At 72.7% G+C, this 22,673-nt stretch carries 23 protein-coding genes; 13 read left to right on the forward strand and 10 right to left on the reverse strand.

Going from position 1 to position 22,673, the window contains the following annotated elements:
- The first annotated feature begins 4 nt into the window (after window positions 1–4).
- Window positions 5–1,111 (forward strand): DMT family transporter, encoded by a 1,107-nt coding sequence (locus ACIPTO_RS06365; protein ID WP_401189853.1) that lies wholly within the window; start codon window positions 5–7, stop codon window positions 1,109–1,111.
- A 6-nt stretch (window positions 1,112–1,117) separates the two neighbouring features.
- A complete protein-coding gene (locus tag ACIPTO_RS06370; RefSeq protein WP_401189855.1) occupies window positions 1,118–1,726 on the forward strand; it encodes a ScbR family autoregulator-binding transcription factor in 609 nt (202 codons plus the stop codon).
- Window positions 1,727–1,743: 17 nt separating this feature from the next.
- On the opposite strand, the gene ACIPTO_RS06375 is transcribed toward ACIPTO_RS06370, so the two are convergent.
- The 5 genes from ACIPTO_RS06375 to ACIPTO_RS06395 all read right to left on the reverse strand — a co-directional run bounded on the left by ACIPTO_RS06375 (window position 1,744) and on the right by ACIPTO_RS06395 (window position 6,539).
- Complete coding sequence (locus tag ACIPTO_RS06375) at window positions 1,744–2,577, reverse strand: alpha/beta fold hydrolase (RefSeq protein WP_401189857.1); 834 nt, start codon at window positions 2,575–2,577, stop codon at window positions 1,744–1,746.
- A gap of 112 nt (window positions 2,578–2,689) precedes the next feature.
- Window positions 2,690–3,718, reverse strand: a complete 1,029-nt coding sequence (locus ACIPTO_RS06380; RefSeq protein ID WP_401189858.1) for an alpha/beta fold hydrolase — start codon at window positions 3,716–3,718, stop codon at window positions 2,690–2,692.
- Between the two features lie 211 nt (window positions 3,719–3,929).
- Window positions 3,930–4,472, reverse strand: coding sequence for a hypothetical protein (locus ACIPTO_RS06385; protein ID WP_401189859.1), 543 nt, complete (start codon window positions 4,470–4,472; stop codon window positions 3,930–3,932).
- A gap of 73 nt (window positions 4,473–4,545) precedes the next feature.
- A complete protein-coding gene (locus ACIPTO_RS06390) occupies window positions 4,546–5,232 on the reverse strand; it encodes a response regulator (RefSeq protein WP_401189861.1) in 687 nt (228 codons plus the stop codon).
- The gene (locus ACIPTO_RS06395) at window positions 5,229–6,539 is read right to left on the reverse strand and encodes a sensor histidine kinase (RefSeq protein ID WP_401189862.1); all 1,311 of its coding nucleotides are present in this window, start codon (window positions 6,537–6,539) and stop codon (window positions 5,229–5,231) included. Before ACIPTO_RS06395 ends, ACIPTO_RS06390 begins: the two co-directional genes overlap by 4 nt.
- A gap of 179 nt (window positions 6,540–6,718) precedes the next feature.
- Here ACIPTO_RS06395 and ACIPTO_RS06400 point away from each other — a divergent pair, with 179 nt between their 5' ends.
- The 3 genes from ACIPTO_RS06400 (at window position 6,719) to ACIPTO_RS06410 (ending at window position 8,425) form a co-directional block, all read left to right on the forward strand.
- Window positions 6,719–7,243 carry a helix-turn-helix domain-containing protein gene (locus ACIPTO_RS06400; RefSeq protein ID WP_401189863.1) on the forward strand — a complete coding sequence of 175 codons (525 nt, stop codon included), beginning with the start codon at window positions 6,719–6,721 and terminating at the stop codon, window positions 7,241–7,243.
- A gap of 58 nt (window positions 7,244–7,301) precedes the next feature.
- Complete coding sequence (locus tag ACIPTO_RS06405) at window positions 7,302–7,958, forward strand: hypothetical protein (protein WP_366323946.1); 657 nt, start codon at window positions 7,302–7,304, stop codon at window positions 7,956–7,958.
- 131 nt (window positions 7,959–8,089) lie between these two features.
- Window positions 8,090–8,425, forward strand: a complete 336-nt coding sequence (locus ACIPTO_RS06410; protein ID WP_352183333.1) for a DUF2516 family protein — start codon at window positions 8,090–8,092, stop codon at window positions 8,423–8,425.
- 110 nt (window positions 8,426–8,535) lie between these two features.
- Here ACIPTO_RS06410 and ACIPTO_RS06415 read toward each other — a convergent pair whose 3' ends face one another.
- Both ACIPTO_RS06415 and ACIPTO_RS06420 read right to left on the reverse strand, forming a co-directional pair.
- A complete protein-coding gene (locus ACIPTO_RS06415) occupies window positions 8,536–10,077 on the reverse strand; it encodes a PP2C family protein-serine/threonine phosphatase (protein ID WP_401189865.1) in 1,542 nt (513 codons plus the stop codon).
- Between the two features lie 282 nt (window positions 10,078–10,359).
- Window positions 10,360–11,301 carry an NlpC/P60 family protein gene (locus tag ACIPTO_RS06420; RefSeq protein ID WP_401189867.1) on the reverse strand — a complete coding sequence of 314 codons (942 nt, stop codon included), beginning with the start codon at window positions 11,299–11,301 and terminating at the stop codon, window positions 10,360–10,362.
- Here ACIPTO_RS06420 and ACIPTO_RS06425 point away from each other — a divergent pair.
- Complete coding sequence (locus tag ACIPTO_RS06425; protein WP_401189868.1) at window positions 11,294–11,506, forward strand: hypothetical protein; 213 nt, start codon at window positions 11,294–11,296, stop codon at window positions 11,504–11,506. The two genes, ACIPTO_RS06420 and ACIPTO_RS06425, sit on opposite strands and share 8 nt — an antisense overlap.
- Window positions 11,507–11,712: 206 nt before the next feature.
- On the opposite strand, the gene ACIPTO_RS06430 is transcribed toward ACIPTO_RS06425, so the two are convergent.
- Window positions 11,713–12,525, reverse strand: coding sequence for a class I SAM-dependent methyltransferase (locus ACIPTO_RS06430; RefSeq protein WP_401189869.1), 813 nt, complete (start codon window positions 12,523–12,525; stop codon window positions 11,713–11,715).
- Between the two features lie 309 nt (window positions 12,526–12,834).
- Here ACIPTO_RS06430 and mshA point away from each other — a divergent pair, with 309 nt between their 5' ends.
- From mshA to ACIPTO_RS06445, 3 genes are all read left to right on the forward strand, one after another.
- Window positions 12,835–14,172 carry a D-inositol-3-phosphate glycosyltransferase gene (mshA, locus tag ACIPTO_RS06435; RefSeq protein WP_401189871.1) on the forward strand — a complete coding sequence of 446 codons (1,338 nt, stop codon included), beginning with the start codon at window positions 12,835–12,837 and terminating at the stop codon, window positions 14,170–14,172.
- Window positions 14,165–14,686, forward strand: coding sequence for a YbjN domain-containing protein (locus tag ACIPTO_RS06440; RefSeq protein WP_401189873.1), 522 nt, complete (start codon window positions 14,165–14,167; stop codon window positions 14,684–14,686). Before mshA ends, ACIPTO_RS06440 begins: the two co-directional genes overlap by 8 nt.
- Window positions 14,687–14,811: 125 nt before the next feature.
- Window positions 14,812–16,452, forward strand: a complete 1,641-nt coding sequence (locus ACIPTO_RS06445) for a glycosyl hydrolase family 28-related protein (RefSeq protein WP_401189875.1) — start codon at window positions 14,812–14,814, stop codon at window positions 16,450–16,452.
- 101 nt (window positions 16,453–16,553) lie between these two features.
- Here ACIPTO_RS06445 and ACIPTO_RS06450 read toward each other — a convergent pair whose 3' ends face one another.
- The gene (locus ACIPTO_RS06450) at window positions 16,554–17,369 is read right to left on the reverse strand and encodes an AraC family transcriptional regulator (protein ID WP_401189876.1); all 816 of its coding nucleotides are present in this window, start codon (window positions 17,367–17,369) and stop codon (window positions 16,554–16,556) included.
- Here ACIPTO_RS06450 and ACIPTO_RS06455 point away from each other — a divergent pair.
- Window positions 17,368–17,844: a DUF2000 domain-containing protein gene (locus ACIPTO_RS06455; protein ID WP_366323963.1), complete on the forward strand. Its 477-nt coding sequence runs from the start codon at window positions 17,368–17,370 to the stop codon at window positions 17,842–17,844. The genes ACIPTO_RS06450 and ACIPTO_RS06455 overlap by 2 nt on opposite strands.
- A gap of 24 nt (window positions 17,845–17,868) precedes the next feature.
- Here the strand turns inward: ACIPTO_RS06455 and ACIPTO_RS06460 are convergent, their stop codons facing one another.
- Window positions 17,869–19,143 carry an MDR family MFS transporter gene (locus tag ACIPTO_RS06460; protein ID WP_401189878.1) on the reverse strand — a complete coding sequence of 425 codons (1,275 nt, stop codon included), beginning with the start codon at window positions 19,141–19,143 and terminating at the stop codon, window positions 17,869–17,871.
- A gap of 169 nt (window positions 19,144–19,312) precedes the next feature.
- Here ACIPTO_RS06460 and ACIPTO_RS06465 point away from each other — a divergent pair, with 169 nt between their 5' ends.
- From ACIPTO_RS06465 to ACIPTO_RS06475, 3 genes are all read left to right on the forward strand, one after another.
- A complete protein-coding gene (locus tag ACIPTO_RS06465) occupies window positions 19,313–20,074 on the forward strand; it encodes a phosphoglyceromutase (protein ID WP_366323967.1) in 762 nt (253 codons plus the stop codon).
- A gap of 291 nt (window positions 20,075–20,365) precedes the next feature.
- Window positions 20,366–21,037, forward strand: coding sequence for a hypothetical protein (locus ACIPTO_RS06470; RefSeq protein ID WP_401189879.1), 672 nt, complete (start codon window positions 20,366–20,368; stop codon window positions 21,035–21,037).
- Between the two features lie 30 nt (window positions 21,038–21,067).
- Complete coding sequence (locus ACIPTO_RS06475) at window positions 21,068–22,672, forward strand: hypothetical protein (RefSeq protein ID WP_401189881.1); 1,605 nt, start codon at window positions 21,068–21,070, stop codon at window positions 22,670–22,672.
- Window position 22,673 lies beyond the last annotated feature (1 nt).

Below are 22,673 nucleotides of genomic sequence, written 5' to 3' on the forward strand. Positions count from 1 at the left end.
CCCGATGCCGTTGCCGCACACCTCGCGAAGCCACACCCAGGACACCACCACCGACACCACCCCCGAGCCGCCCGCCCGGCCGCCCACCGGCCCGCCGACCCCGCCCGCCGCAGAACCGGTCGGCACGGTCCGCGCCCGTGTCCTGCCGCTGGCCGGGGCCGTCGCCGGAGGGGCCGCGCTCGCCCTGGAGTCCGTGGTCAACGGCCGGCTCGGCGGACACACCGGGTCCGTGTCCGCGGCGGCCTGGTCGAACACGCTCAGCCTCGCCGTCACGGCGCTGGCCGCGGCCTTCCTGACCGGACTGCGCCCCGCGTTCTCCGCCCTGCGCGCCCGGCTGCGGTCCGGCACCCTGCGGCTGCGCCACTGCCTCGGTGGGGTCGCGGGCGGCAGCATGGTCCTGACGCAGGCACTGACCGCCGCCGCGCTCGGCCCTGCCTCCTACACCCTGGCGCTGGTCTCCGGCCAGACCCTGTGCGGGGTGCTCGTCGACCACCTCGGCCTGGGCCCCGGCGCCCCGCGCAGGGCCACCCGGCGCCGCCTCCTGGGCGGTCTGCTCGCGGTGTGCGCCGTCGCCCTCCCGATGCTGGGCGCGCCCGGCGAAGGGCACACCGTCGCGCTCGCCGCCCTGCCGTTCCTCGCCGGGTGCGCCCTGTCGTGGCAGATGGCGGTGAACGGCAAGGTGGACGAGGCCGCCGGACGACACCCCTACCCGGCGGTCCTGCTCAGCTTCGCCGCCGGCTGCGCCCTGATGGTCGCCGCCCTCGCGGTCCTCGCGGCACTCTCCCGGCTTCCCCGCCCGCAGCCGGGCCCGCTGTGGCACTACACCGGTGGCCTCCTCGGCTGCGCGGTGGTGCTGTCCGCCGTCCTGACCGTACGCCGCATCGGCGTCCTGGCCGCGGGGCTCGGGATGATCACCGGCCAGGTGCTCGGCTCGCTGGCCCTGGGCCCCCTGCTCGGGCAGCCGCCGGCCGGCCCGGCCCTGGCGGGGGCCGTCCTGCTGATCGGCGCGGCGGTACTGGCGGCGCCCGCCACGAGCCGCTCCCGTACGGCCGCCGTCCCGCCGCCCCGGCCCGACCGCACAGCCGACGGGCCGGAGCGGGGCGGAAACTGACCGACCGTGGCACGACAGCAGCGCGCCGTCCGCTCGCGCGACACCATCCTGCGGGCCGCGGCACAGGTCATCGACCGGCACGGCCTGACCGCCGCGACCGTCTCCCGGGTGAGCACCGAGGCGGGCCTCTCCGCGGGCGCGATCTACTTCCACTTCGCCGACAAGGACGCGCTGGCCTCCGCGCTGGAGACGGAAGCGGCCCACGCACTGGACGAACTGGCCGCGGGACAGGCCCGCGCCGACGCCCCCGCGCTGACCGCCATGGTCGAGACGACCCGCGAACTGGCCCGCCTCCTGGTCCGTGACGTGGTCGTACGGGCCGGGTTCCAGGTCAGCTGCGACCGCGCCGAAGGAGGCGTACCGGTCCTGCGTCACCGGCTCACCGCGCTCCTGACCCAGCTGCTGGAGGACGCCCGGAGCGACGGGAGCCTCGCTCCCGGCATCGCCGTCGACGACATCGCCGCGACCATCCTCACGATCACGGTCGGCGTCCAGATCCTCTCCCGCCAGCCGGACACCGCCCGCATGGTCGCCCTCGCCCTGGAACGCTTCTGGCAGGCCACCCTCCCGGAACTGACCCACGGCACCCGCGGCCCCCACCGGGACAGGACCTAGAGCCCGCCCTACGCGCCCTACGACGGACAGGCGTCCAGGTCGCGTCGGTCCGCCCGGTCGAGCGCCCGCCCGATGTGCCGGGCCAGCTCCGCCGGATCCTGCACGTGCGCGAGGTGTCCCTGACCCGGCATGACGACGGTGCGGGCACCGGGCAGCGCCTCCGCGATGCGCGCGAACACGTCGCCGTAAGGCGGGACGCCCTCGTTCTCGGCGCCGAGCAGCAGGGTGACCGGGCAGGTGAGCCCGCTCACCTCCCGCAGATCGGCGGGGTGTTCGTCGAGGGCGGTCAGTTCCCGGGCGAGCGGCGCGGCCAGCGGGCGGAGGACCTCCCACGCGTCGCTCCGGCGCAGCCGCGCCACGTACTCCGCGGAGAACCCCGACACGTCCCGGTTCACGATCTCCACCACCCGGTCCAGGTCACCGGCCGCGGTGGCCCGCCGCAGCGCGTCGAGCACCTCCCGGCCGAAGGGCGCCACGACCGGTTCGTACAGGGTGAGCGAGTGGACGACACCGGCGCGCCGCGCGGCCGACTCCAGCGAGACGAGCCCGCCGAGGCTCCAGCCGAACAGGTCCACGCCCCGCTCCGCGCCCTCGGCGGCGACGATCGCGTCGAGCACGTGCACGACGTCGTCGATCTCGGTGCGCAGCGTGTAGCCCGGACCCAGCGCACCGCTGGGCGCCCTGCCCCGCCGGTTCAGCACATACACCGGCCCGGCCACGTCCAGCGCGTCCACGACCGGCTGCCAGCCGACGGCGTCGGCCATCACCCCGGGCACGATGAGCACCGGCCTGCCCGTTCCGTCGCGTCGGGTCAGCGCGAGCGTGACCCCCTCCCGTTCCACGTGCTTCACCACAGCGCTCCAGCCTCCCGCAACGATCCGCGTACCCGTGAATGGGCTTGCATGGCAGGTACAACGATGAGTTCCGGGGCCGGAAACGTTCGACGCGCCCCGGCCCGCGCGGTCAGCCGGCCGCGGTGAACCGGGTCACCAGGGAGACGAACCGGCCGGAGTCCTGCACCAGCATCGCGTGACCGGCGTCAGGGAACATGACCCGCTCGGCGTGCCTGGCCCGGTGGGTGATGATGCTCGCGTTTCCGGGCGGGGTGACCCGGTCGAGGGAGCCGTTGGTGATCAGCATCGGGACGGTGCTGTCGGGCAGCTTGTCCCAGGTGCCCTCGAAGGACTCGTAGGCCTGTCCGGCCTGGTACTGACGCAACAGCGTCGCGTCGCCGACCTTCTCCGGCGGGATCAGACCGAGCTGCTCGACGTACGCGGCCCGTGCGGCGGTGGCGTCGGCGGGGAAGAGCAGGTCCAGCAGCCGCGGCCCCGTGGTCGTGGGGCTGTTGAGCTCCTTGGCCACGGCGGCCGGCGTGTTGATGGCCTCGCTGCCGCCGAGGTCGCCGCCGCTGCTCACGAGCGCGCTGATCGCTCCCGGGTGGAGCGCGGCGACGGTCAGCCCGATCTCGCCGCCCATCGACCAGCCGAGCAGCGCGGGGTGCCGCAGACCCAGCGCCTTGATCAGACCGACGGTGTCGTCGGCCATGAGCGGAATGGTGTCGGGGACCGAGGTGTCGTCGGTGGTGTAGCCGACACCGCGGTTGTCGAAGATCGTGACGTGGTAGTGCCGGCCGAGCCGGCTCAGCAGGTCGACCGTCCAGTCGCTCATGGTGCCGGTGTCGCCCATGACCATGACGAGGTCGGGTCCCGAGCCGAACCGGCGGTAGCCCATCCGGATGCCGTCGACCGGGATCTGACGCACCGGCCCGAGGAACGCGGCCTTCCCGCTCGGGGTGGAGTGCGGGACGACGACGGCCGCCGTGGTCCTGGCCGAGGCCACGGCCGTGGCCCGCGCGCTCGGCCTGCCGCTCGAAGCGCCGGCCGCGTGCCCGCCGCCCGACGAACAGGCGACCGCCGCGAGGGCCACCGCGGCGGCGGCCACCGCCAGCCGGGACCGGGAGAGGACACGGGGTGTGCGGCGCGATACGGGCATGACAGGCAGGGGAGACATGGGATACCTCCGTGCTGATCGGGTGAGGGCGGGTGCCGAGCGGGGACGAGCGGGGACGAGTGGGACGAGAGGGATGTCGAGCGAGGTGCGTGAGCCGTCGGGCGAGATGTGCTGGGGGTTCGTGCGTGGGGGGTGCGGCGCGCGGGGAGGGCACGTGCCCTGGTCCGGTCCGGCCCTCGGGCTGCCGCGCGGCTCAGGCGTAGACGCCCGGACGGGAGGCCTGCTTCTTCGCGTCGCGGTCGACCCGGGCCTGCAGCAGCTGGCCGCGGACGATGATCGTGCCCAGCCGGACGACGACCTCGCCGACCGCCATCAGCAGCAGGGCGACGACCCAGGCCTGGCCGCTGGTGATGTCGTGCGCGGCGGAGAACCTGGTCAGGTGCGCGGTGCCGGAGGAGTGCGTGGACCACACGGCGAAGCCCAGGCGGAAGCCCATGCTGATGATCCAGAGGGCGGCGGCGCTTCGGGAGGCCTTGATCAGCACGTGCCCGCCGGCGTGCCGGACGCGGGTGAGGAGACCGCCGGCGAGACCGAGGACGACCCCGGTGACCGCGAAGGCCACGGCCAGCGGCACGTCGTTGCCGGCGGTCGGGATGTCGGTCAGGTAGCTGCTGGCGGCCCAGGCGATCATGCCGAGCGGGAGCAGGATGGTGCGGGTGGTCAGCCGCTCCTCGCGCAGCTGGCGGAGGACGATGAGGAGGAGGGCGATGTCGATGAACCAGTCGGTTGTTGTCATGTCTCAGAGCTTCCGCCGACGCGCCCCGAACTCCTTCAACCCAGGGGTGTAACCCGGGTTGAGGTCCACGCCGTCACCGCTCGGTGTTGTCCACCAGGCCGAAGCGCCAGGCCCAGGCGATCAGCGCGCCGCGATCCTCCAGCGCCAGCTTGGCCAGCACGTGGTTCAGGTGCGTTTTCACCGTGGCCAGGCTGACGACCATCTCGCGCGCCACCTGCCGGTTGTTCAGCCCCTTCGCCAGCAGCCGGACGACGTCGACCTCCCGCCTGGTCAGCCCCTCGGCCTCGGGCGGAAGCGCAGCCGGTGAGGGCGCGGGCGCGGCGGCGGGCGCCTGGGGCTCCGTCACGACGAGCTGCACGAGCCGCCGCTGCACGGCCGGGTCGAGGACGGTACGGCCGGCCGCCACGTCCCGGACCGCGGTCAGCACCGCCTCGCCGGTCGCGTCCTTGGTCAGATAGCCGAGCGCGCCGGCCCGCAGCGCGGGCATCACCGCGTCGTCGTCGGCGAACGTCGTCAGGATCAGCACCTGCGTCCCGATGCCCGCCGCCCGTATCTCGGCCGTCACCTGCGCGCCGTCGAGCCCGGGCATCCGCAGGTCGACGAGGGCGACGTCGGGCCGCTCCGCCACGGCGAGCCGCACCGCCTCGTTCCCGTCACCGGCCTGCCCGACCACCTCGATGTCCCCGGCCGAGGTCAGCAGCAGCACGACCCCGTCCCGCACCACCGCCTGGTCGTCCGCGACCAACACCCGAATCGTCACGCGCCCGCCTTCCCGTCCGCCGCCGTCATACCGTCGCCTGTGCCCGTACCGGCTGCGCCGCCTACGACAGCTCCGCGCACCGCGCCATCACCACCGGAGCCGGAGCCCGCTGCACCATCGGAGCCCGCCGCGCCACCCGGGTCCGCCACGACCGGCACCCGGAGGGCGATCCGCCAGCCCGGTCCCTCGGGGGCGGGTCCGGCGGTCACCGAGCCGCCGACCGCCTCGATCCGCTCGGCCATGCCGCGCAGCCCCGTACCGCTGCCCTGTACTCCCGACGCGCCGCGACCGGCCGGCAGCCCGTGGTCCCGTACGACGGCGCGCAGTTCGGAGTCCGCCCACACCAGGTCCACGTCGATGGTGCTGCCGGTCGCGTACCGTGCCGCGTTCGTCATCGCCTCCTGCACCGCCCGGTACACCGCGTGCCCGGCCTCGGGTGTGAGCCGCCCGGCCCCGCCGCTGACGCGCAGCCGCGCCTCGCCCGGGAAACCCCTGGTCAGGCCGTCGACATCGGCCACACCCCGGAGCGGTACGGAACGCAGCGCACCCACCGCCGCCCGGGCCTCCTGCACTCCGTCGCGGGCGAGTTCGGCGGCGCGGTCCAGCGGCCCGGTCAGTGCCGCCGGGGCACCGTCGCGCCGTGCGATCGCCCTGACCGCCTGCAACTGCATGGACAGTCCGGCGAGGCTGTGCGCGAGCACGTCGTGCATCTCGTGGGCGATCCGCCTGCGCTCCTCAAGGGCGGCCGCCTCCTGCCGGGACGCGCGGGACGCCTCCACCTCGGCCAGCAGCGCGACCGCGCGGTCCCGCTCCGCCTGGAGTGCGGCGCGTTCGATCGAACGGTCGGCGAGCAGCCACACGCCGACGGCCGACAGCAGCCCCGCCACGCTGCCGAAGATCACCATGACCGCGACGCCGAAGCCGACCGCCAGCACCGCGACGCAGGCGTTGCGCACCGGCCCGGCCGGGATGCACATCGGCAGCACGGCGGCGGCGGCCAGCACCGGAACCTCGCCGAGCCCGGACGGCACGAGAGCCATGATCGCGAAGCCGGTCCCGATGGTCAGCGCGACGCCGAACCAGGTCAGCGGCGTCGGCAGGGCCCGGCCGCTGAGCACCATGCCCAGCTCCGCGCAGAGCCCGAGCACGGCGACGACGACCTTCAGCGCCACCCCGTCGGCCGCGATCACCGAGACCACCACGCAGGCGATCAGCGCGCCCGCGCCGATCACGTCACCGCGCTCGAAGATCCGGCGACGGCCGGGTTCGGCCGCGGACCGGACCACGCCGGACCACATGCTCACCATTCCCGCGCTCCGTTCACCCTCGGCCGCCCCGCCCGCCGCCCGCGCACGGCGGCGAGCATATACGCGGGCCCGCCTCGCGCCGGCGGCCGCCGTGGGCCCCGACGGCCGCCCGAGTGGCATGGCGCACTTTTGCAAGCAGGTGCTTGCAATAGTTAGCGGGGGTGTTGCAAGGTGGAGTCATGGCAACGCTCAACGTCGGCAATCTCGGGGAGTATCTGCGTGAGCAGCGGCGCAACGCGCAGCTGTCCCTGCGGCAGCTCGCCGACGCCGCCGGGGTGTCGAATCCGTATCTGAGCCAGATCGAGCGCGGGCTGCGCAAGCCGAGCGCGGAGGTGCTGCAGCAGGTCGCCAAGGCACTGCGGATCTCCGCCGAGACGCTGTACGTGCGGGCCGGCATCCTCGACGCCGAGCGGGACGGGGAGGAGCGCCGGCGGGAGGACGCGACCCGTGCCGTCGTCCTCGCCGATCCCACGCTCACCGAACGGCAGAAGCAGGTGCTGCTTCAGATCTACGAGTCCTTCCGCAAGGAGAACGGGTTCGGGATCGCCGAGGCGGGCAACGGCGCGGACCCCGGTCCGGACCTCGGTCCCGGTGCGGCCGACGGCAGCGGTGCCGAACCGCCGGAGCGGACGGCGAGACGGGACGACAGCGGTGCCCGCGGCGACGGTGGAGACCGCACCGGGCCGCAGGAGACCGCCGGTTGACCCGCGGACGTACACAACACAAAACCCTCAGCTGATAGTGACCGGGAGGTCCATCACCATGGCCATCACCGATGACCTGCGCAAGACCCTGAGTGACCCCACCCCCCTCTACTTCGCCGCCGGCACCGCCGACCTGGCGCTCCAGCAGGCCAAGAAGGTTCCCGGCCTGGTCGAGCAGTTGCGGGCCGAGGCGCCGGGCCGGATCGACGCCGTGCGCGGCACCGACCCGAAGGCCGTGCAGGAGAAGGCCGCCGCCCGTGCCAAGGAGGCCGGTGCCAAGGCCAAGGAGGCGCAGGAGACCTTCCAGACCAAGGTCAACGAGTTCCTCTCCAGCCTCGACGGTGACTTCAAGAAGCTCAGCAGCACCCTCGACGCCGACCTGAAGAAGTTCGGCGAGTCCGCCCAGGACTTCGCGCTGCGCGGGGTCGGCGTCGCCGCCGAGTACGCGGTCAAGGCGCGCGAGGCGTACGAGAAGGTCGCCGAGCACGGCGAGCAGGCCGTGAAGACCTGGCGCGGCGAGGCGGCCGACGAGATCGAGGAGCTGGCCGTCGCGGTCGAGCCCGACCCCGAGCCCGTCGTGACGCCGGTGGCCGAGCCCGTCGTGGTGAAGGCCGAGACCCCGGCCCCGGCCGCCCCGGCGAAGAAGCCCGCCGCGAAGAAGGCTCCGGCCCGCAAGACCACCACCGCGAAGAAGCCCACGCCGCCCGCGAAGTGACACATACGGGTGATCGGTAACGGGTCGGGCACTCCACGAGTGCCCGGCCCGTTCTTCGGGTAGCGGGAATCCGGTTGCCGGTACGGTGACCGCGTAGGAACTGGCCGAGTCGGGTGGTGGACGTAGTGCTGATGCAGGGCTTCGCAGGGTTCATGTGGCTGTTGAGTGTCGCCCTGATCGTTTTCAGCGGCTTCGCGCTCGTGGACGCGGCCACGCGTCGTGAGGACGCCTATCGCGCGGCGGACAAGAAGACCAAGCCGTTCTGGCTGATCATCCTGGGGCTCGCCTTCGTGGTGAACCTCATCTTCAACATCCTGTCGTTCCTGCCGATCATCGGCCTCGTCGCGACCATCGTGTACATGGTGGACGTCCGCCCGGCCCTCCGCGGCCTCCCCGGCGGCGGCCGCAGCCGCAGAGGCGGCTCCAGCAGCGACGGCCCGTACGGCCCGTACAACGGCGGCCGCTGAAGCCAGCCGTACGACCACGATCCCCGCACCGCCCGTCCGTCACGGCGACACGGCGTCACGGCGGCGATGCCCTCACCGTCCGCTCGCCACGGAGCCGCGGAGCTACCCGGCTACGGCGTCCGGTCCAGCATCAGTACCGCCACGTCGTCCGTCAGCTCGCCGCCGTTGAGGTCGCGGACCTCGTTGACCGCGGCCCGGAGCAGTTCCTCGCCCCGCAGGCCCTCGGCGAGCTGGCGGCGGACCATGGCCACCATGCCCTCCTGGCCGAGCCGTTCCCGGCGGCCCTCACCGACGCGGCCCTCGATCAGACCGTCGGTGTAGAGCATCAGGCTCCACTCCGCGCCCAGTTCGACCTGCATCCGGGGCCAGCGGGCTCCGGGCAGCAGCCCGAGGGCGGGGCCGTTGTTGTCGTAGGGGAGGAGTTCGGCCGGGCGGCCGGGGCAGGCCAGCAGTGGGGACGGGTGGCCGGCCAGGCAGAGGCCCGCGCGGCGGCCGTCGGGGGCGATGTCGACCGTGCAGAGCGTCGCGAAGATCTCGTCGTCGGAGCGCTCGTGCTCCAGGACCTGCTGCAGCGTGCCGAGCAGCTGGTCGCCGCAGAGGCCCGCCAGGGTCAACGCGCGCCAGGCGATGCGGAGTTCGACCCCGAGCGCGGCCTCGTCGGGGCCGTGGCCGCAGACGTCGCCGATCATCGCGTGCACGGTCCCGTCGGGGGTGCGCACGGTGTCGTAGAAGTCGCCGCCGAGGAGCGCGCGGGAGCGGCCGGGGCGGTAGCGGGCGGCGAAGCGGAGCGGGGAGCCCTCCAGGAGAGGGGTGGGCAGCAGGCCGCGTTCGAGGCGGGCGTTCTCCTGGGCGCGCAGCTTGGACTCGGTGAGCTTGCGCTCGGCGCGGTCCGAGCGCTTGCGCTCCACGGCGTAGCGGATCGCGCGGCTGAGCAGCCGTCCGTCGAGTTCGTCGCGGAAGAGGTAGTCCTGGGCGCCCACGCGGACCGCCTCGGCGCCGCGCTCGGTGTCGCCGGACGCGGTGAGGGCGAGCACGGCGTGGTGCGGGGCGATCCGCAGGACGTGCCTGAGTACGGCCAGCTCGTCGTCGGTGCCGTCCGCCGCGCGGCCCGGGGCGGGCAGCGCGAGGTCGAGCAGGATGCAGTGCACGTCGTCGGTGAGCAGCCGCTCGGCCTCGGTGAGGTTGCGGGCGGTGCGGACCCGGATCGGCTTGCCGGTCGGGTCGAGCAGCTCGGGCACGACCGGCGAGCCGCCGGGGTCGTCCTCGATCATCAGGAGGGTGAGATGGCCGTTGGGGGTGGCGTGCGCGTGGCCGGGGGAGTGGGCAGCGCGGGGTCCGGCCTCGGCCGGACCGGCCGGTTCGGTCCGCTCGCCGGTCCCGGAGCGGTCGGCCGCGTCCCCGTCGGTCGTGTCATGCGGGCGCGGGGCGTCCACGGCTGCGGAAGGGTCTCCGGAAAGCGCTCCGGAGACGTCACCCGAGACGTCACCGGAAACGTTTCCGGGCATGCTCGTGGAGCCGCCGTCCGACTTGTCGCCGGGGCCGGTGATGCCTCCGGAACGGTCTCCGAAGGGTCCGCCGATCGCGGGCTCGGCCGGCGCCTGACCACTTTCCGCGGCCGGGATCGCTCTCTGCCGCGGTATGGGTGCGGGCATCGTCCTGGTTCCTTCCCTCCCCCCGAGGGCACGGCGGGGCGAGGGACCTCGACCCACCGACGGGGACCATAGCGGTAGTGGGCGCCGTAAAGGAATGGTGTGAGACAGGTCGCCTGGCAGGCGGCCACTGTCATATGCCGTGTTCTGTACGGGAGTTGGGCGAGGTGGCTCTTACCCGGGAATGACGAAGGTCACGCCGGGTGGGGGTTTGGCGCGGGTGGTGCGTGCGCTGGGTCACGTGGCCCGGGTCACCGGACGCCGTACGCCCGGTGACGGGACGTATCACGCATCCGGGCGCACAACACCCAATATCGGCATGGAGCCCGCCCCCGCGACCGTCACCGTCCGTCCCGGTCGCGGGGCGTGGATGATCGCGCCGTCGCCGATGTACATGGCGACATGGCTGGCGTCGTCGAAGTAGATGATGAGGTCGCCGGGGCGCATGTCCTTCACGGCGACGTGCGGGAGCTGCTTCCACTGCTCCTGCGAGGTGCGCGGGATCGGGTCGCCCGCGCTCGCCCAAGCCTGCGAGGTCAGCCCCGAGCAGTCGTACGTCGACGGGCCCTCGGCGCCCCACTCGTACGGCTTGCCGAGCTGGGCCGTCGCGTACGCCACCGCCGCCTTGCCCGCCGTGGTCGCCTTGTCGCCGACGCCCTTGAGGGCGCCGGAGTCGAGCCAGGCGGTCTGTGCCTTCAGGGCCGCCTGCTGCTCCAGCCTGGCCAGCCGCTCCTTCTCCTGCTTCTCCAGCCGGGACTCCAGCTTCTCGGCCGCCGCGATCTGGGCCGTGATCTTCTTCTTGGCGGAGGCCTTGGCCTGGCGGTTCTTCTCCAACTGCTGCCACTGGGCGGACGCGTCGGCGGTGTACTGCTTCAAGTCCTGCTGGGTGCGGGTCAGTTCGGCGATCAGGCCCTTCGTGGCACGCTGGCCTTGGAGCACCCGGCCCGTACCGTCGAGGAAGGCCTGCGGGTTGTCGCTCAGCAGCAGCTGCGCCTCGTCCGGCATGCCGCCCGTCCGGTACTGGGAGCGGGCCGCGGCGCCGGCGCGGTCCTTCAACTCGTCCAGTTTCTCCTGGCCCTTGACGATCTTCTTGGCCAGTTCGACGATCTCCGCGGACTGCTTCTTCGACTGCTCCTCGGCCGCGTTGTAGGCGTCGGTGGCGACGGAGGCGTCGTGGTAGAGGGCGTCGAGCTTGCTGCGGACCGCCTCAAGGTCCTTGTTGCTCACGGGCGCTGCGGACGCCGAGGGCGCCGACGGGGTCGCCGTCGGTGCGGGCGTGGGTGCCGGGCTCGCGAACGCGGTGCCGGGGGCCGCGAGTACGGTGACCGCGCAGACGACCGCCACGGCCGTGGTGATCAGGGCCCGCCTGGCCGTGTCCCTGTCCGTCCCGGTGCTCATCCCCAGCCCCCACATCCACGTCAGCCGCCTGTGACCGCAATCTGATTGCCCGTCAGTAACTTACGGACGTCTGGGGGATCGTGCCATGTCCCTACAGAAAACGACAGAGGCAGTACTTCCCGTACTTCTCTCCTTTCCTTCCAGGTCATGCCCGGTGACGATCTCCCCGCTCACGCTCCCCGCTCGTGTGACGTCCGGCCGCCGGGGATCGTTCCCCACGCGCCCCACCCGCAACCGGACTCACCCGAGGGGCGCCAACGCCCCCCAGGACACGGTCACTTCGCCCTGTCGCCAGCGGACCGGCCCGTCCGTCACCGGCCAGTCCGCGCCGAGGTCCCGCACCGCGCGGATCCAGCGCTGACGGGCGCCGTAGGAGGCGTAGGGCGCGGCGGCGGCCCAGGCGCGGTCGAAGTCGCGGAGGAAGGCGTGCACCGGTTCGCCGGGGACGTTGCGGTGGATGAGGGCCTTGGGGAGGCGCTCGGCGAGGTCGGACGGCCGGTCTAGGGAGCCGAGGCGGGCGGCGAAGGTGACGGTGCGCGGGCCCTCCGGGCCGAGCGCGACCCACACGTGCCGGCGTCCGATCTCGTCGCAGGTCCCCTCGACCAGGAGCCCGCCCCGGGAACCTTCCGCCGCGGGCGCGAGCCGTCCGCACAGGCCCGCCCACACCTCGGCGACCTGCGCCTCGTCGTACTGCCGCAGGACGTTCGCCGCGCGGATCAGCGTCGGGCGCCGCGCGAGCGGGATCTCGAACCCGCCGTGCCGGAAGGCGAGGCCGTCGCGCTCGTACGGTGTCGCCGCGGCGACCCGCGCGGGGTCGATCTCGATGCCGACCACCTGGGTGTGCGGGGCGACGGTTCGCAGACGCGTCAGGAGTTCCACGGCGGTCCAGGGGGCCGCGCCGTATCCGAGGTCCACGGCGACGGGGGCGGCGGCCCGGCGCAGTTCGGCACCGTGCGTCGCCGCGATCCAGCGGTCCATGCGGCGCAGGCGGTTGGGATTGGTCGTGCCGCGCGTGGCCGTTCCTACGGGGCGGGACGCTGCGCGGGCTTTCATGGGTACGAGGGTATGCGGGTTTCCGGCGGCACCGGGGCCGCCGCCGTCCCCGCCCGCGCCGGCCCCCAGGGGGCGCGGGGAACTGCGCGACAAGCCCCCACCCGCCCGCACCCCGCACCCAGCCGAACCACCCACCCCCGACCTGCCCCCCCGCAACGCACCCCGCCCTCGAACAGTTGCCCGACCCCCGGCAACGTCTCGGCAAAATTCCCCGGGGCCGGAATGCGGCCCCCCGCCTCCGGTGTTGGAGACACCTGGAGGGACCCCACGCCCTCCCTCAGGCATGCCCGCAGCGAGGAGGAACGCCACGTGAGCCAGTACGGGAGCAGGCTCGGACGGCGTTCCGCGGCCCCGTCGTCGCTGCTGCGGCTGCACCGCCGGCCCCGCCGGGTCGCCATGCTCTCCGTGCACACCTCACCGCTGCACCAGCCCGGCACGGGCGACGCGGGCGGCATGAACGTCTACATCGTGGAGCTGGCGCAGCGCCTCGCCGCGATCAACATCGAGGTGGAGATCTTCACCCGGGCCACCACCGCCGCCCTCCCCCCGGCCGTCGAACTCGCCCCCGGCGTGCTCGTACGGCACGTCGACGCGGGGCCGTACGAAGGGCTCGCCAAGGAGGAGCTCCCCGCCCAGCTCTGCGCGTTCACGCACGGGGTGATGCAGGCGTGGGCCGGCCACCGCCCGGGCTACTACGACCTCGTCCACTCGCACTACTGGCTCTCCGGCCACGTCGGCTGGCTCGCCGCCCAGCGCTGGGGCGTCCCCCTCGTGCACGCGATGCACACGATGGCCAAGGTCAAGAACGCCAACCTGGCCGACGGCGACACCCCCGAACCCGCCGCCCGCGTCATCGGCGAGACCCAGATCGTCGAGGCCGCGGACCGGCTGATCGCCAACACGGCCGAAGAGGCCGACGAACTCGTCCGGCACTACTCCGCCGACCCCGCCAAGGTCGCCGTCGTGCACCCGGGCGTCAATCTCGAACGCTTCCGTCCGGCCGACGGCCGCGCCGCCGCCCGCGCCCGCCTCGGGCTCCCGCAGGACGCCCTGATCCCGCTGTTCGCCGGCCGCATCCAGCCCCTGAAGGCCCCCGACGTGCTGCTGCGCGCGGTCGCCGTGCTGCTCGACGAGCGGCCCGAGCTGCGCTCGAACATCGTCGTCCCGATCGTCGGCGGCCCCAGCGGCAGCGGCCTCGCCAAGCCGGAGGGGCTGCAGAAGCTCGCCGCGCGGCTCGGCATCGCGGACGTCGTGCGGTTCCGGCCGCCGGTGGGGCAGGAGCAGCTCGCGGACTGGTTCCGTGCCGCGTCCGTGCTGGTCATGCCGTCGTACAGCGAGTCCTTCGGGCTGGTCGCCATAGAGGCGCAGGCGGCCGGTACGCCGGTGCTCGCGGCCTCCGTCGGCGGCCTTCCGGTCGCGGTGCGGGACGGCGAGACCGGCTTCCTGATCCAGGGCCACGACCCGGCCGCCTACGCGCGCGTGCTGCGCGACCTCGCCGACGACCCGGCGCGCGCGCCCCGCATGGGCGAGGCCGCCGCCCGGCACGCGCAGTCCTTCGGCTGGGACACGGCCGCCGCCGCCACGGCCGACGTCTACACGGCCGCGGCGCAGGCCCACCGCCGTCACGTACGCTCGCACCATGGGTGAGTCAGCAGCGGACCAGGAGCGGGCGGCGCAGGTCATCGAGGGTTTCCTCAAGGACGCCGAACTCGACTGGGAGAGCCCGGAGTCGGGCACGTTCGTCGTGCAACTCCCCGGTACCCGCAAGCTGTCGACGACGGTCTCCCTCCTCGTCGGCCGCCACTCCCTCTCGCTCAACGCCTTCGTCGTCCGCCACCCCGACGAGAACGAGGGCGCGGTCCACCGCTGGCTTCTGGAGCGCAACCTCAAGCTGTACGGCGTGAGTTACGCCGTCGACCCGCTCGGTGACGTGTACGTCACCGGCCGGCTGCCGCTGTCCGCCGTCACCGACGCCGAGATCGACCGCCTCCTCGGCCAGGTCCTGGAGGCCGCCGACGGCAGCTTCAACACCCTCCTGGAACTGGGCTTCGCCACCGCGATCCGCAAGGAGTACGCGTGGCGGGTGTCGCGGGGGGAGTCGACGCGGAACCTCGACGCGTTCACACATCTGACCAAGCGGCCGACCCAGCCGACGGACTGACTCCGGCTCACTTCCCTCTGTTCCGCATCTTCCGTTGTTTCCCGGCTCCGTGGCATGCTCACGGCTGACGCAGATCTGAACGTCGTTCACATCCATGAAGAGCCGCATGGAAGGGCGTACGGACCATGAGCCATCCCCGCTTCACCAGACGAGCCCTGCTCGGCACCGCGACAGCCGTGGCGCTGGGCGCGGCGGCCGGCCCGGCGAGAGCGGCCACCGCCGCCCAAGTCCCCTCCCTCTGGCGGGAGTTCACCCGCACCCCCTACACCCACCCGCAGATCCCGTACATCGGCGGAGCGGGCGCCCGACGCCACCCCCGGCGCCCCCTCGTCCTCGACGTCCGCCGCTACGGCGCCGTCGCGGACGGCGTGACCGACTCCGCCCCCGCGATCAACCGTGCCATCGCTGCTGCCGGCAGGGCCGGCGGTGGCACGGTGCTCATCCCGCCCGGCACCTTCCGCATCGACGACGTCATCCGCGTCGGCCACTCCGGGGTCGTCCTGCGCGGCGCCGGCAGCGGCCGGACGACGCTCTACGCGACGCGGAACCTGACCGAACTGATCGGCGTCTACGGCTCCCGCTACGGCGGCGACAAGTCGTCCTGGTCCTGGGCCGGCGGCCTCATCTGGCTCGCGCCGAGCGCCCGTTGGGACTCCCTGGTCGCCGCGATCCGGGCGAAGGCCTGGCCCTTCGAGGGCTGGACCGGCAACAGGCGTGACGAATGGCGGCAGTTGACGACCGTCGAACCGGCCCGGCAGGGCGCCTGGACGGTGACGGTGGCGGACGCCTCCCGACTGAGGCCGGGCGAACTGGTGCTGCTCCGCCTCTCCGACGACCCCGGCCACACCCTCCTGGAGCACATGTCGGGCGGCGGCCCCGGCCCCGAGGCCTACTCCTGGGACGACAAGACGAAGCTCCTGTCGTACGTCCCCTACGAATGGCCCGTCCGCGTCGCCCGCGTCCACGGCCGCACGGTGACCCTCGAACGCCCGCTGCCGCTCGACCTCCGCCCCGAATGGAACCCACAACTCACCACGCACGTGGAGGAGTTGACGGGGTCGGGTGTCGAAGGCCTCACCCTGGAGGCCGTGCAGACCCCGCAGCAGCCCCACCTCCTGGACCTGGGCTACAACGGGGTCGTCCTCCAGTGCGCCTACGACTGCTGGGCCGACGACGTGACGGTCCGGAACGTCGACAACGGCTTCGGCCTGGTGGCGGCCTCCGCGTGCACCCTGAGCCGTACGACGGTGGCGGGACGCGGCTCCCACCACCCCTACTTCTGCCGTGAGGGCTCGCACGACAACCTCGTCGAGGACTTCACCATCGAGCAGCGCACGGTCCCGGCCCCCGCGGGCACCCAGCTCCACGGCATCAACGTCGAGGGCCTGTCGTCGTACAACGTGTGGTCGCGCGGCGACATGCGCATGGGCACCTTCGACAGCCACCGGGGGCTGCCCTTCGCCAACGTCCGCACCGACATCACGGTGTACAACGACGGCCGCCACGGCGGCGACGCGAACGCCGGGCCGCTCTTCGGCGCCCGCTTCACCCACTGGAACATCCGCGTCACCAACGGCCGTGCCGGGCTGATGAAACTCGACCAACTCGCCCCGTACAGCGCCACGGTGGGCCTCAACACGGTCACCGAGTTCGACCAGATCGACGTCCCCGACTTCACCGGCGACCTGCACACACGGCTGGAGCTCTACGGCACGACCGATGCCGTACGGCCGCGGAACCTGTACGAGGCGCAGCGGCGGCTGTAGGCCGGCTGCGGCGCAGGACGTCGGACGAGGCCGGCGGGGGCGGGTTCGGCGTACTGACCCGTCGGCGCGGCGTGCCGCTCGTGCCGGTCCGTGCGCGGAATCTAGTGGCCGTGCCGGCCCCTGTCGCGTGCGTATCGTCCCGGTGCGACCCCGACCAACTTCCGGAAATGGCGGGTGAGATGGGACTGGTCGTAGAACCCGGTCACCGTGGCCACCTCGCCCGGCGGGCGGCCGTCCAGGAGGAGACGGCGGGCGTGGGCGACCCGGCGGGACATCAGGTACTGGTGCGGTGCGATGCCGTACGCGCCGCTGAACGCCCGCACCAGATGGGCCGGATGGGCGTGCACCAGCCGCGCGGCCTCGTCGAGGGCGATGCCCTCGGTGACGTGCTCGTCGAGGAGTTCGCGCAGGTCACGGGCGAGGGCGGGTGTGAGGGCGCGGGATACGGGGGCGGGCGCGGTGGACGGCCGTAGGTGCGCGTGCAGCCGTTCGGCGATGAGCGACAGGCGGCTCTCCGCCTCCAGTTCGTCACCGGGGTGGTCGAGCGCGGTGTGCAACCGGGCCACCCGCAGCCGGAGTTCGGGATCGCGGAGGTCGGGCCGGTCGACGGCGGAACCGATCAGACCGTCCGGGAGATGGGTGCCGTCGAGATAGAGGACGCGCTTGCGGAAGCCGTGCGGGGTGGCGGGGGAGCCGTTGTGCGGGACGTGCGGCGGCAGCAGGGACACGGTGTCGTGCGGGGTGCCGTGCTCGTGCCGGTCGAGGTCGTACCGTACGGCGCCGTCGTCCACGATCAGCAGCGTCCACGCGTCGTGCACGTGCATCGGATACGCGTACTCGGTGAAGTGGGCGTGGAAGACCTCCACGACACCGGGGATGCGGGGCCGCCAGGCGGAGACTTCCTGCTGCGGGGCCATGCAAAGAACGTACAAGACGGGGTCGTACGGTGCTCGGCAGTCTCGGTGCATGAGCACTGAACCGATGCGCTTCGACACCAAGATCGCCGTCCTGCTGCGGGACGACCTGGAGCCCTGGCAGCGGCTGAACGTCACGTCGTTCCTGGTCAGCGGCCTGGGATCGCAGGTTCCCGAGGTGATCGGGGAGCCGTACGAGGACGCCGACGGGGTCGGCTACCTCCCGATGTTCCGGCAGCCGGTGATGGTCTTCGAGGCCACGAAGGAGGTCCTGGTGGCGGCCCACGGCAGGGCCCTGTCCCGCGCCCTGCCCCGCTCGCTCTTCACCTCCGATCTCTTCACCACGGGCAACGACCACGACAACCGGGCCGCGGTACGGGCCGTCGCCACGGCCGAGCTGGATGTGGTGGGACTGGCCGTGTACGGGCCGCGCAACGGGGTGGACAAGGTGGTGAAGGGGGCGCGCATGCACCCGTAGCCCCCTGACCCGCCCCCCTCCCTCTCAGGCGGCGCTGACCTCGGGCTTCGCCACGTCCGCTGCCTCCAGGGGCGCCTCCGCGGTCGTGGCCCCCGCGGCCGGGACCCGCCGCATCAGCACGCCGTACCCCACCGCCGCACCCGTCCCCACGACCGCGCACAGCGCCCACAGCCACTCCGCGCCGAGGTGGTCGATGACGGCACCCGACATCAGCGGGGCGACCAGCGCGGCCACCGACCAGGACAGGGTGTACATGCCCTGGTACCGGCCGCGCCCCTGGACCGGGGAGAGGCGGACGACCAGGCCCGTCTGGGTCGGGGCGTTGATCATCTCGCCCAGGGTCCACACGCACACCGTGAGGGCGAAGACACCGACCGAGCCGGCGAACGCGGTGAGCCCGAAGCCGTAGCCCGCGAGGATCGACGAGACCACCAACAGCCGCTTGGCGTCCCGGTGTTCGATGAGACGGGTGACCGGGATCTGCAGGACGACGATGAGGAAGCCGTTGATCGCGATCGCGGTGCCGTAGTCCGCGGGCGTGAACCCCGCCTCGCCCATCGCGACCGGCAGCCCCACCGAACCCTGCTGGAAGACGACCGCGACGAGGAAGGACAGTCCCACGACGCTCATGAACCGCCCGTCGCGCAGCACGGTCCCGAGCCCGACGGCGTCCGCCGCGCCCTTGCCCGCCTCCGCCGCGACGGTGGGCCGGGACTCGGGCAGCCGCAGGAACACGACGACCGCGCAGACCGCCGTCATCCCCGCCTCCAGCAGGAACCCGGCGCGGTAGCTGACCTCCGCGATGAAGCCGGCGGCCATCGAGGAGATCGCGAAGCCGAGGTTGATGGCCCAGTAGTTGAGCGAGAACGCGCGGATACGGTCCTCGGGGCGCACGATGTCGGCCATCATCGCCTGCACCGCGGGGCGGGACGCGCTGCTCGCCGCCCCGACCAGGCACGCGACGACGGCGATGGCGACCGGGTCGCGCACGAAGCCGAGCAGCGCCACGGACGCGGCGGTCGACGACTGCGCGATGAGCAGGGTGGGGCGGCGGCCGATGCGGTCGGTGAGCACGCCCGCGCCGATCGAGGAGACGACGCCGCCGAGGCCGTAGAGGGAGGCGACGAGGCCGGCGTAGGTGGCGGAGTAGCCGCGGTCGAGCGTCAGGTACAGGGCCATGAACGTCGAGACGAACGCGCCGAGCCGGTTGACCAGGGTGCTGGTCCACAGCCACCAGAACTCGCGGGGCAGGCCGGAGACGGTCTCGCGGGCGGCGCGTCTCAGGGCGGCGAGTGACATGGATCGTTCCCCCACGGTCGGACAGCTGGCGGGTAAGCGGCGATGACCGCGAGCACAACTTACGAAGGGGAGGTCGCGGCGGACCACTCAATTAACAGAAGCCGTCAACCGTGGGGCTGGGAGGCGGGCGCCAGGCGGGGGCCCGAATGCGTGGATTACGCTCTGAGGCATGGCCGACGCACCGTACAAGCTGATCCTCCTCCGCCACGGCGAGAGCGAGTGGAACGCGAAGAACCTGTTCACCGGCTGGGTGGACGTCAACCTGAACGAGAAGGGCGAGAAGGAGGCGGTCCGCGGTGGCGAGCTCCTGAAGGCCGCCGATCTCCTCCCCGACGTGGTCCACACGTCCCTCCAGAAGCGCGCGATCCGCACGGCGCAGCTGTCGCTGGAGGCCGCCGACCGCCACTGGATCCCGGTCCACCGCAGCTGGCGCCTGAACGAGCGCCACTACGGCGCCCTCCAGGGCAAGGACAAGGCGCAGACCCTCGCGGAGTTCGGCGAGGAGCAGTTCATGCTGTGGCGCCGGTCCTACGACACCCCGCCGCCGCCCCTTGAGGACGGCACGGAGTTCTCCCAGTCGGACGACCCGCGCTACGCGACGATCCCGCCGGAGCTGCGGCCCCGCACGGAGTGCCTCAAGGACGTCGTCGTGCGCATGCTGCCGTACTGGTACGACGGCATCGTCCCCGACCTCCTGGCCGGCCGCACGGTCCTCGTCGCCGCCCACGGCAACTCCCTCCGCGCCCTCGTCAAGCACCTCGACGGCATCTCGGACCAGGACATCGCGGGCCTGAACATCCCGACGGGCATCCCCCTCGCCTACGAACTGGACGCGTCCTTCAAGCCCCTGAACCCGGGCGGAACCTACCTGGACCCGGACGCGGCAGCGGCGGCGATCGAGGCGGTCAAGAACCAGGGCAAGAAGAAGTAGCCCAGCTCCCCGCCCCGCTTCACTTCCCGGCGAAGCCCCCCACCTGCGGATTCATTCCGGTGGGGGGCTTCGTGCTGCGCGGGGGAGTGCAGGGGAGGGGGCCGGGCAGGGCGCGGGCGAAGCCCCGGTGACGTGCTCGGAAGCGCATCGGAAGCGGATCGGTTCTGGTGGCGGAAGCGGTGATGTTGGTGGCATGCAAGGCGTCAATCGGCCTTTTGCGCGGGTTTCCGCAGACCCGCTCCACCCCCACGCCGGCCATCCCGCAGTTTCGTCATCCCGCCGGAGCACCCCATGAACGACCTTGGACCGCCCTCGCCCACCCCCGCCGTACCCCACCCCCCGACGCCCTACCGTGCCGACGGGCTGATACCGCCCGCCGGAGCCGCTCGTACCTGGGGGCTCACCGTCATCGGGGCACCCCTGCTGGCCGTTCTGCTGCTGGGGCTGGTCGACGGGGCCTACTCGGGCGGCGGCGGGGCGCAGGCCCAGCCGTGGAGCCCGCCCACCGCGTCGTACGCGTACACCCGGTCCAGCGCCCCGGACCCATACACCCAGTCCACCGCGCCGGACCCGTTCAGCGCCCCCGACCCCGTCACCACCGAGCCGGAGGCGACGGAGACCGGGGACGGCGGGAGCGCGTTCGGCGGTCCGACAGGGGAGTCGGCCACCGCGGCGGCGCCGGAAGCGGTCGTCACCGCCTACTTCGCCGCGGTCAACAACCGTGACTACCGGACCGCTTGGGACCTCGGCGGCAAGAACCTGGGCGACGCGAGCTACGAGGCGTTCGCGCAGGGATACGCCGACACCCAGCAGGACACGGTCAGCCAGCTGTCCGTCCAGGGGAGCGTCGTGCGGCTGGTCCTCAACGCCCGTCAGACGGACGGCACTTCGCGCTCGTATCACGTCACCTACACCGTCGAGGACGGTGTGATCACGCACGGCACGGCAACCCCGATCGGCTGACATCCCGCACGAGTGGAGCGCTGAACCATCGTGAGCACACAGGCACCGCACCACCCCCACGCTCCCGGCCGTCCGCCCGGAGCGCCGCAGGTCCCCCGCGTGTACGCGCGGACCAAGGCCACCCGCCTGCTGTCCGCGGGCACCTACCTCGATCCCGTCTACCGCGCGGCCGTCATACGGGAGTTGCTCAGGAACCGCTTCCGGGTGGTCGCGCCGTCGTACGGCTACGACGCCGTCTCGGTCCTGGCCCACGCGCTCGCCGCCCGCCGACTCCGCCGTATCCAGTGGGGAGTCGTGGCCGCTTCGGCGGTCGCGCTCCTGCTGCTGACGATCGGCCCGCTGAGCTTCTTCATCGCCGCCCAGCTGATGTTCTGGGTGCTGTGGGGCGCCGCCTATCTGCGCCGGGTCGTCACCCTGCACATCCTCATGACCCGCCTGAAGGAGACCGGCCCGGCCGGCGGCTTCGACGGCTCCTACCCCGTCGCCGGCCGGCTCACCGACGCCCTGATCGGCAAGGTCGACCGCGAACAGGCAGGCCAGACCGGCCTCGTCTTCTACGGCGGGTTCCGGCCCTTCGTCGGCGCGGGTGAGCCGCTGCGCGACTGGGCGAACGCCCAACTCCTGCTCGGCGCACCGAAGAACCGCCTCGCGGCCCGCAAGGACTTCGAGGCGTCCGGGGGCGACCTCGACGAGGTGGAGCGCAGGCCCGTCCTGCCGTTCACCGTCCACGACATCACCACGTACGTCGCCCGGAAGATGGGCGCGGAACTGCGCGACGAGGCCCGCTGGGACGAACGGATCGAGGGGCTGACCGTCGAGCAGCGCCGCTACACGACCGCGATCCGCACCAACGACCGTACGGCGAGCGCCGGTTGGTCCCAGCTGCCGGGGATGGACGATCTCCCGGCCATCCACTGGCGGGAGGACTACGACTCGGCCCGCGAGTACCTGTGCATCCGCGTCGGCTCCTGGAACGAGGAGCTGGTGACCTCGATCTTCGTCGGCTTCGACCTCAAGGGCGATACCCTGCACACCGAGTTCTACACCTATGTACTCGGGCCGCTGGTAAAGGAGTTCCACCTCGTCGACCGGCTGCCCGACGCGTTCGACGGACGGCTGGCGGTACGGATCGCGTGGGACATGGTCAAGGCCGTACCCCGCTGGTGCCTGGCGTTCACGCTCTGGCCGCTGCGGCTGGTTCCCCGGCGCTTCCTGCCCCAGCAGGTCCGGCGGTTCGTGCGGCCCGCGCGGGGCGGGTGGAGCACCGTCACGTTGACCGGAGGGAGCGCGGAGGTCGACACCAGCGAGTTCCGGCTCGGGCGCTACGCCAAGAAGTCGGTGGACTGCGGCGCGCTCACCAGCGTCCGGGAGATGGCCACCAGCGACACCTACCACCACTTCTTCCAGAAGACCGACGCCCTGAAGTACACGCAGATCGTCGAACGCCGGCTGCTGCACTCCATCCGGCAGTTCCTGGGCGAGCACCACGTGGATCTCGCCGACCACGACCGCGCCCAGACCAACATCCTCATCGGGGACAACTCCCAGGCGATCCTCGGCGGCCACAACGAGAAGTTCAGCTACAACTACCAACCGTCGGGCCCCGGTTCGCCCGGTGGCCGAGAAGGGGACTAGG

This window comes from Streptomyces sp. NPDC090083, assembly GCF_044747445.1.
Classification (GTDB): Bacteria; Actinomycetota; Actinomycetes; order Streptomycetales; family Streptomycetaceae; genus Streptomyces.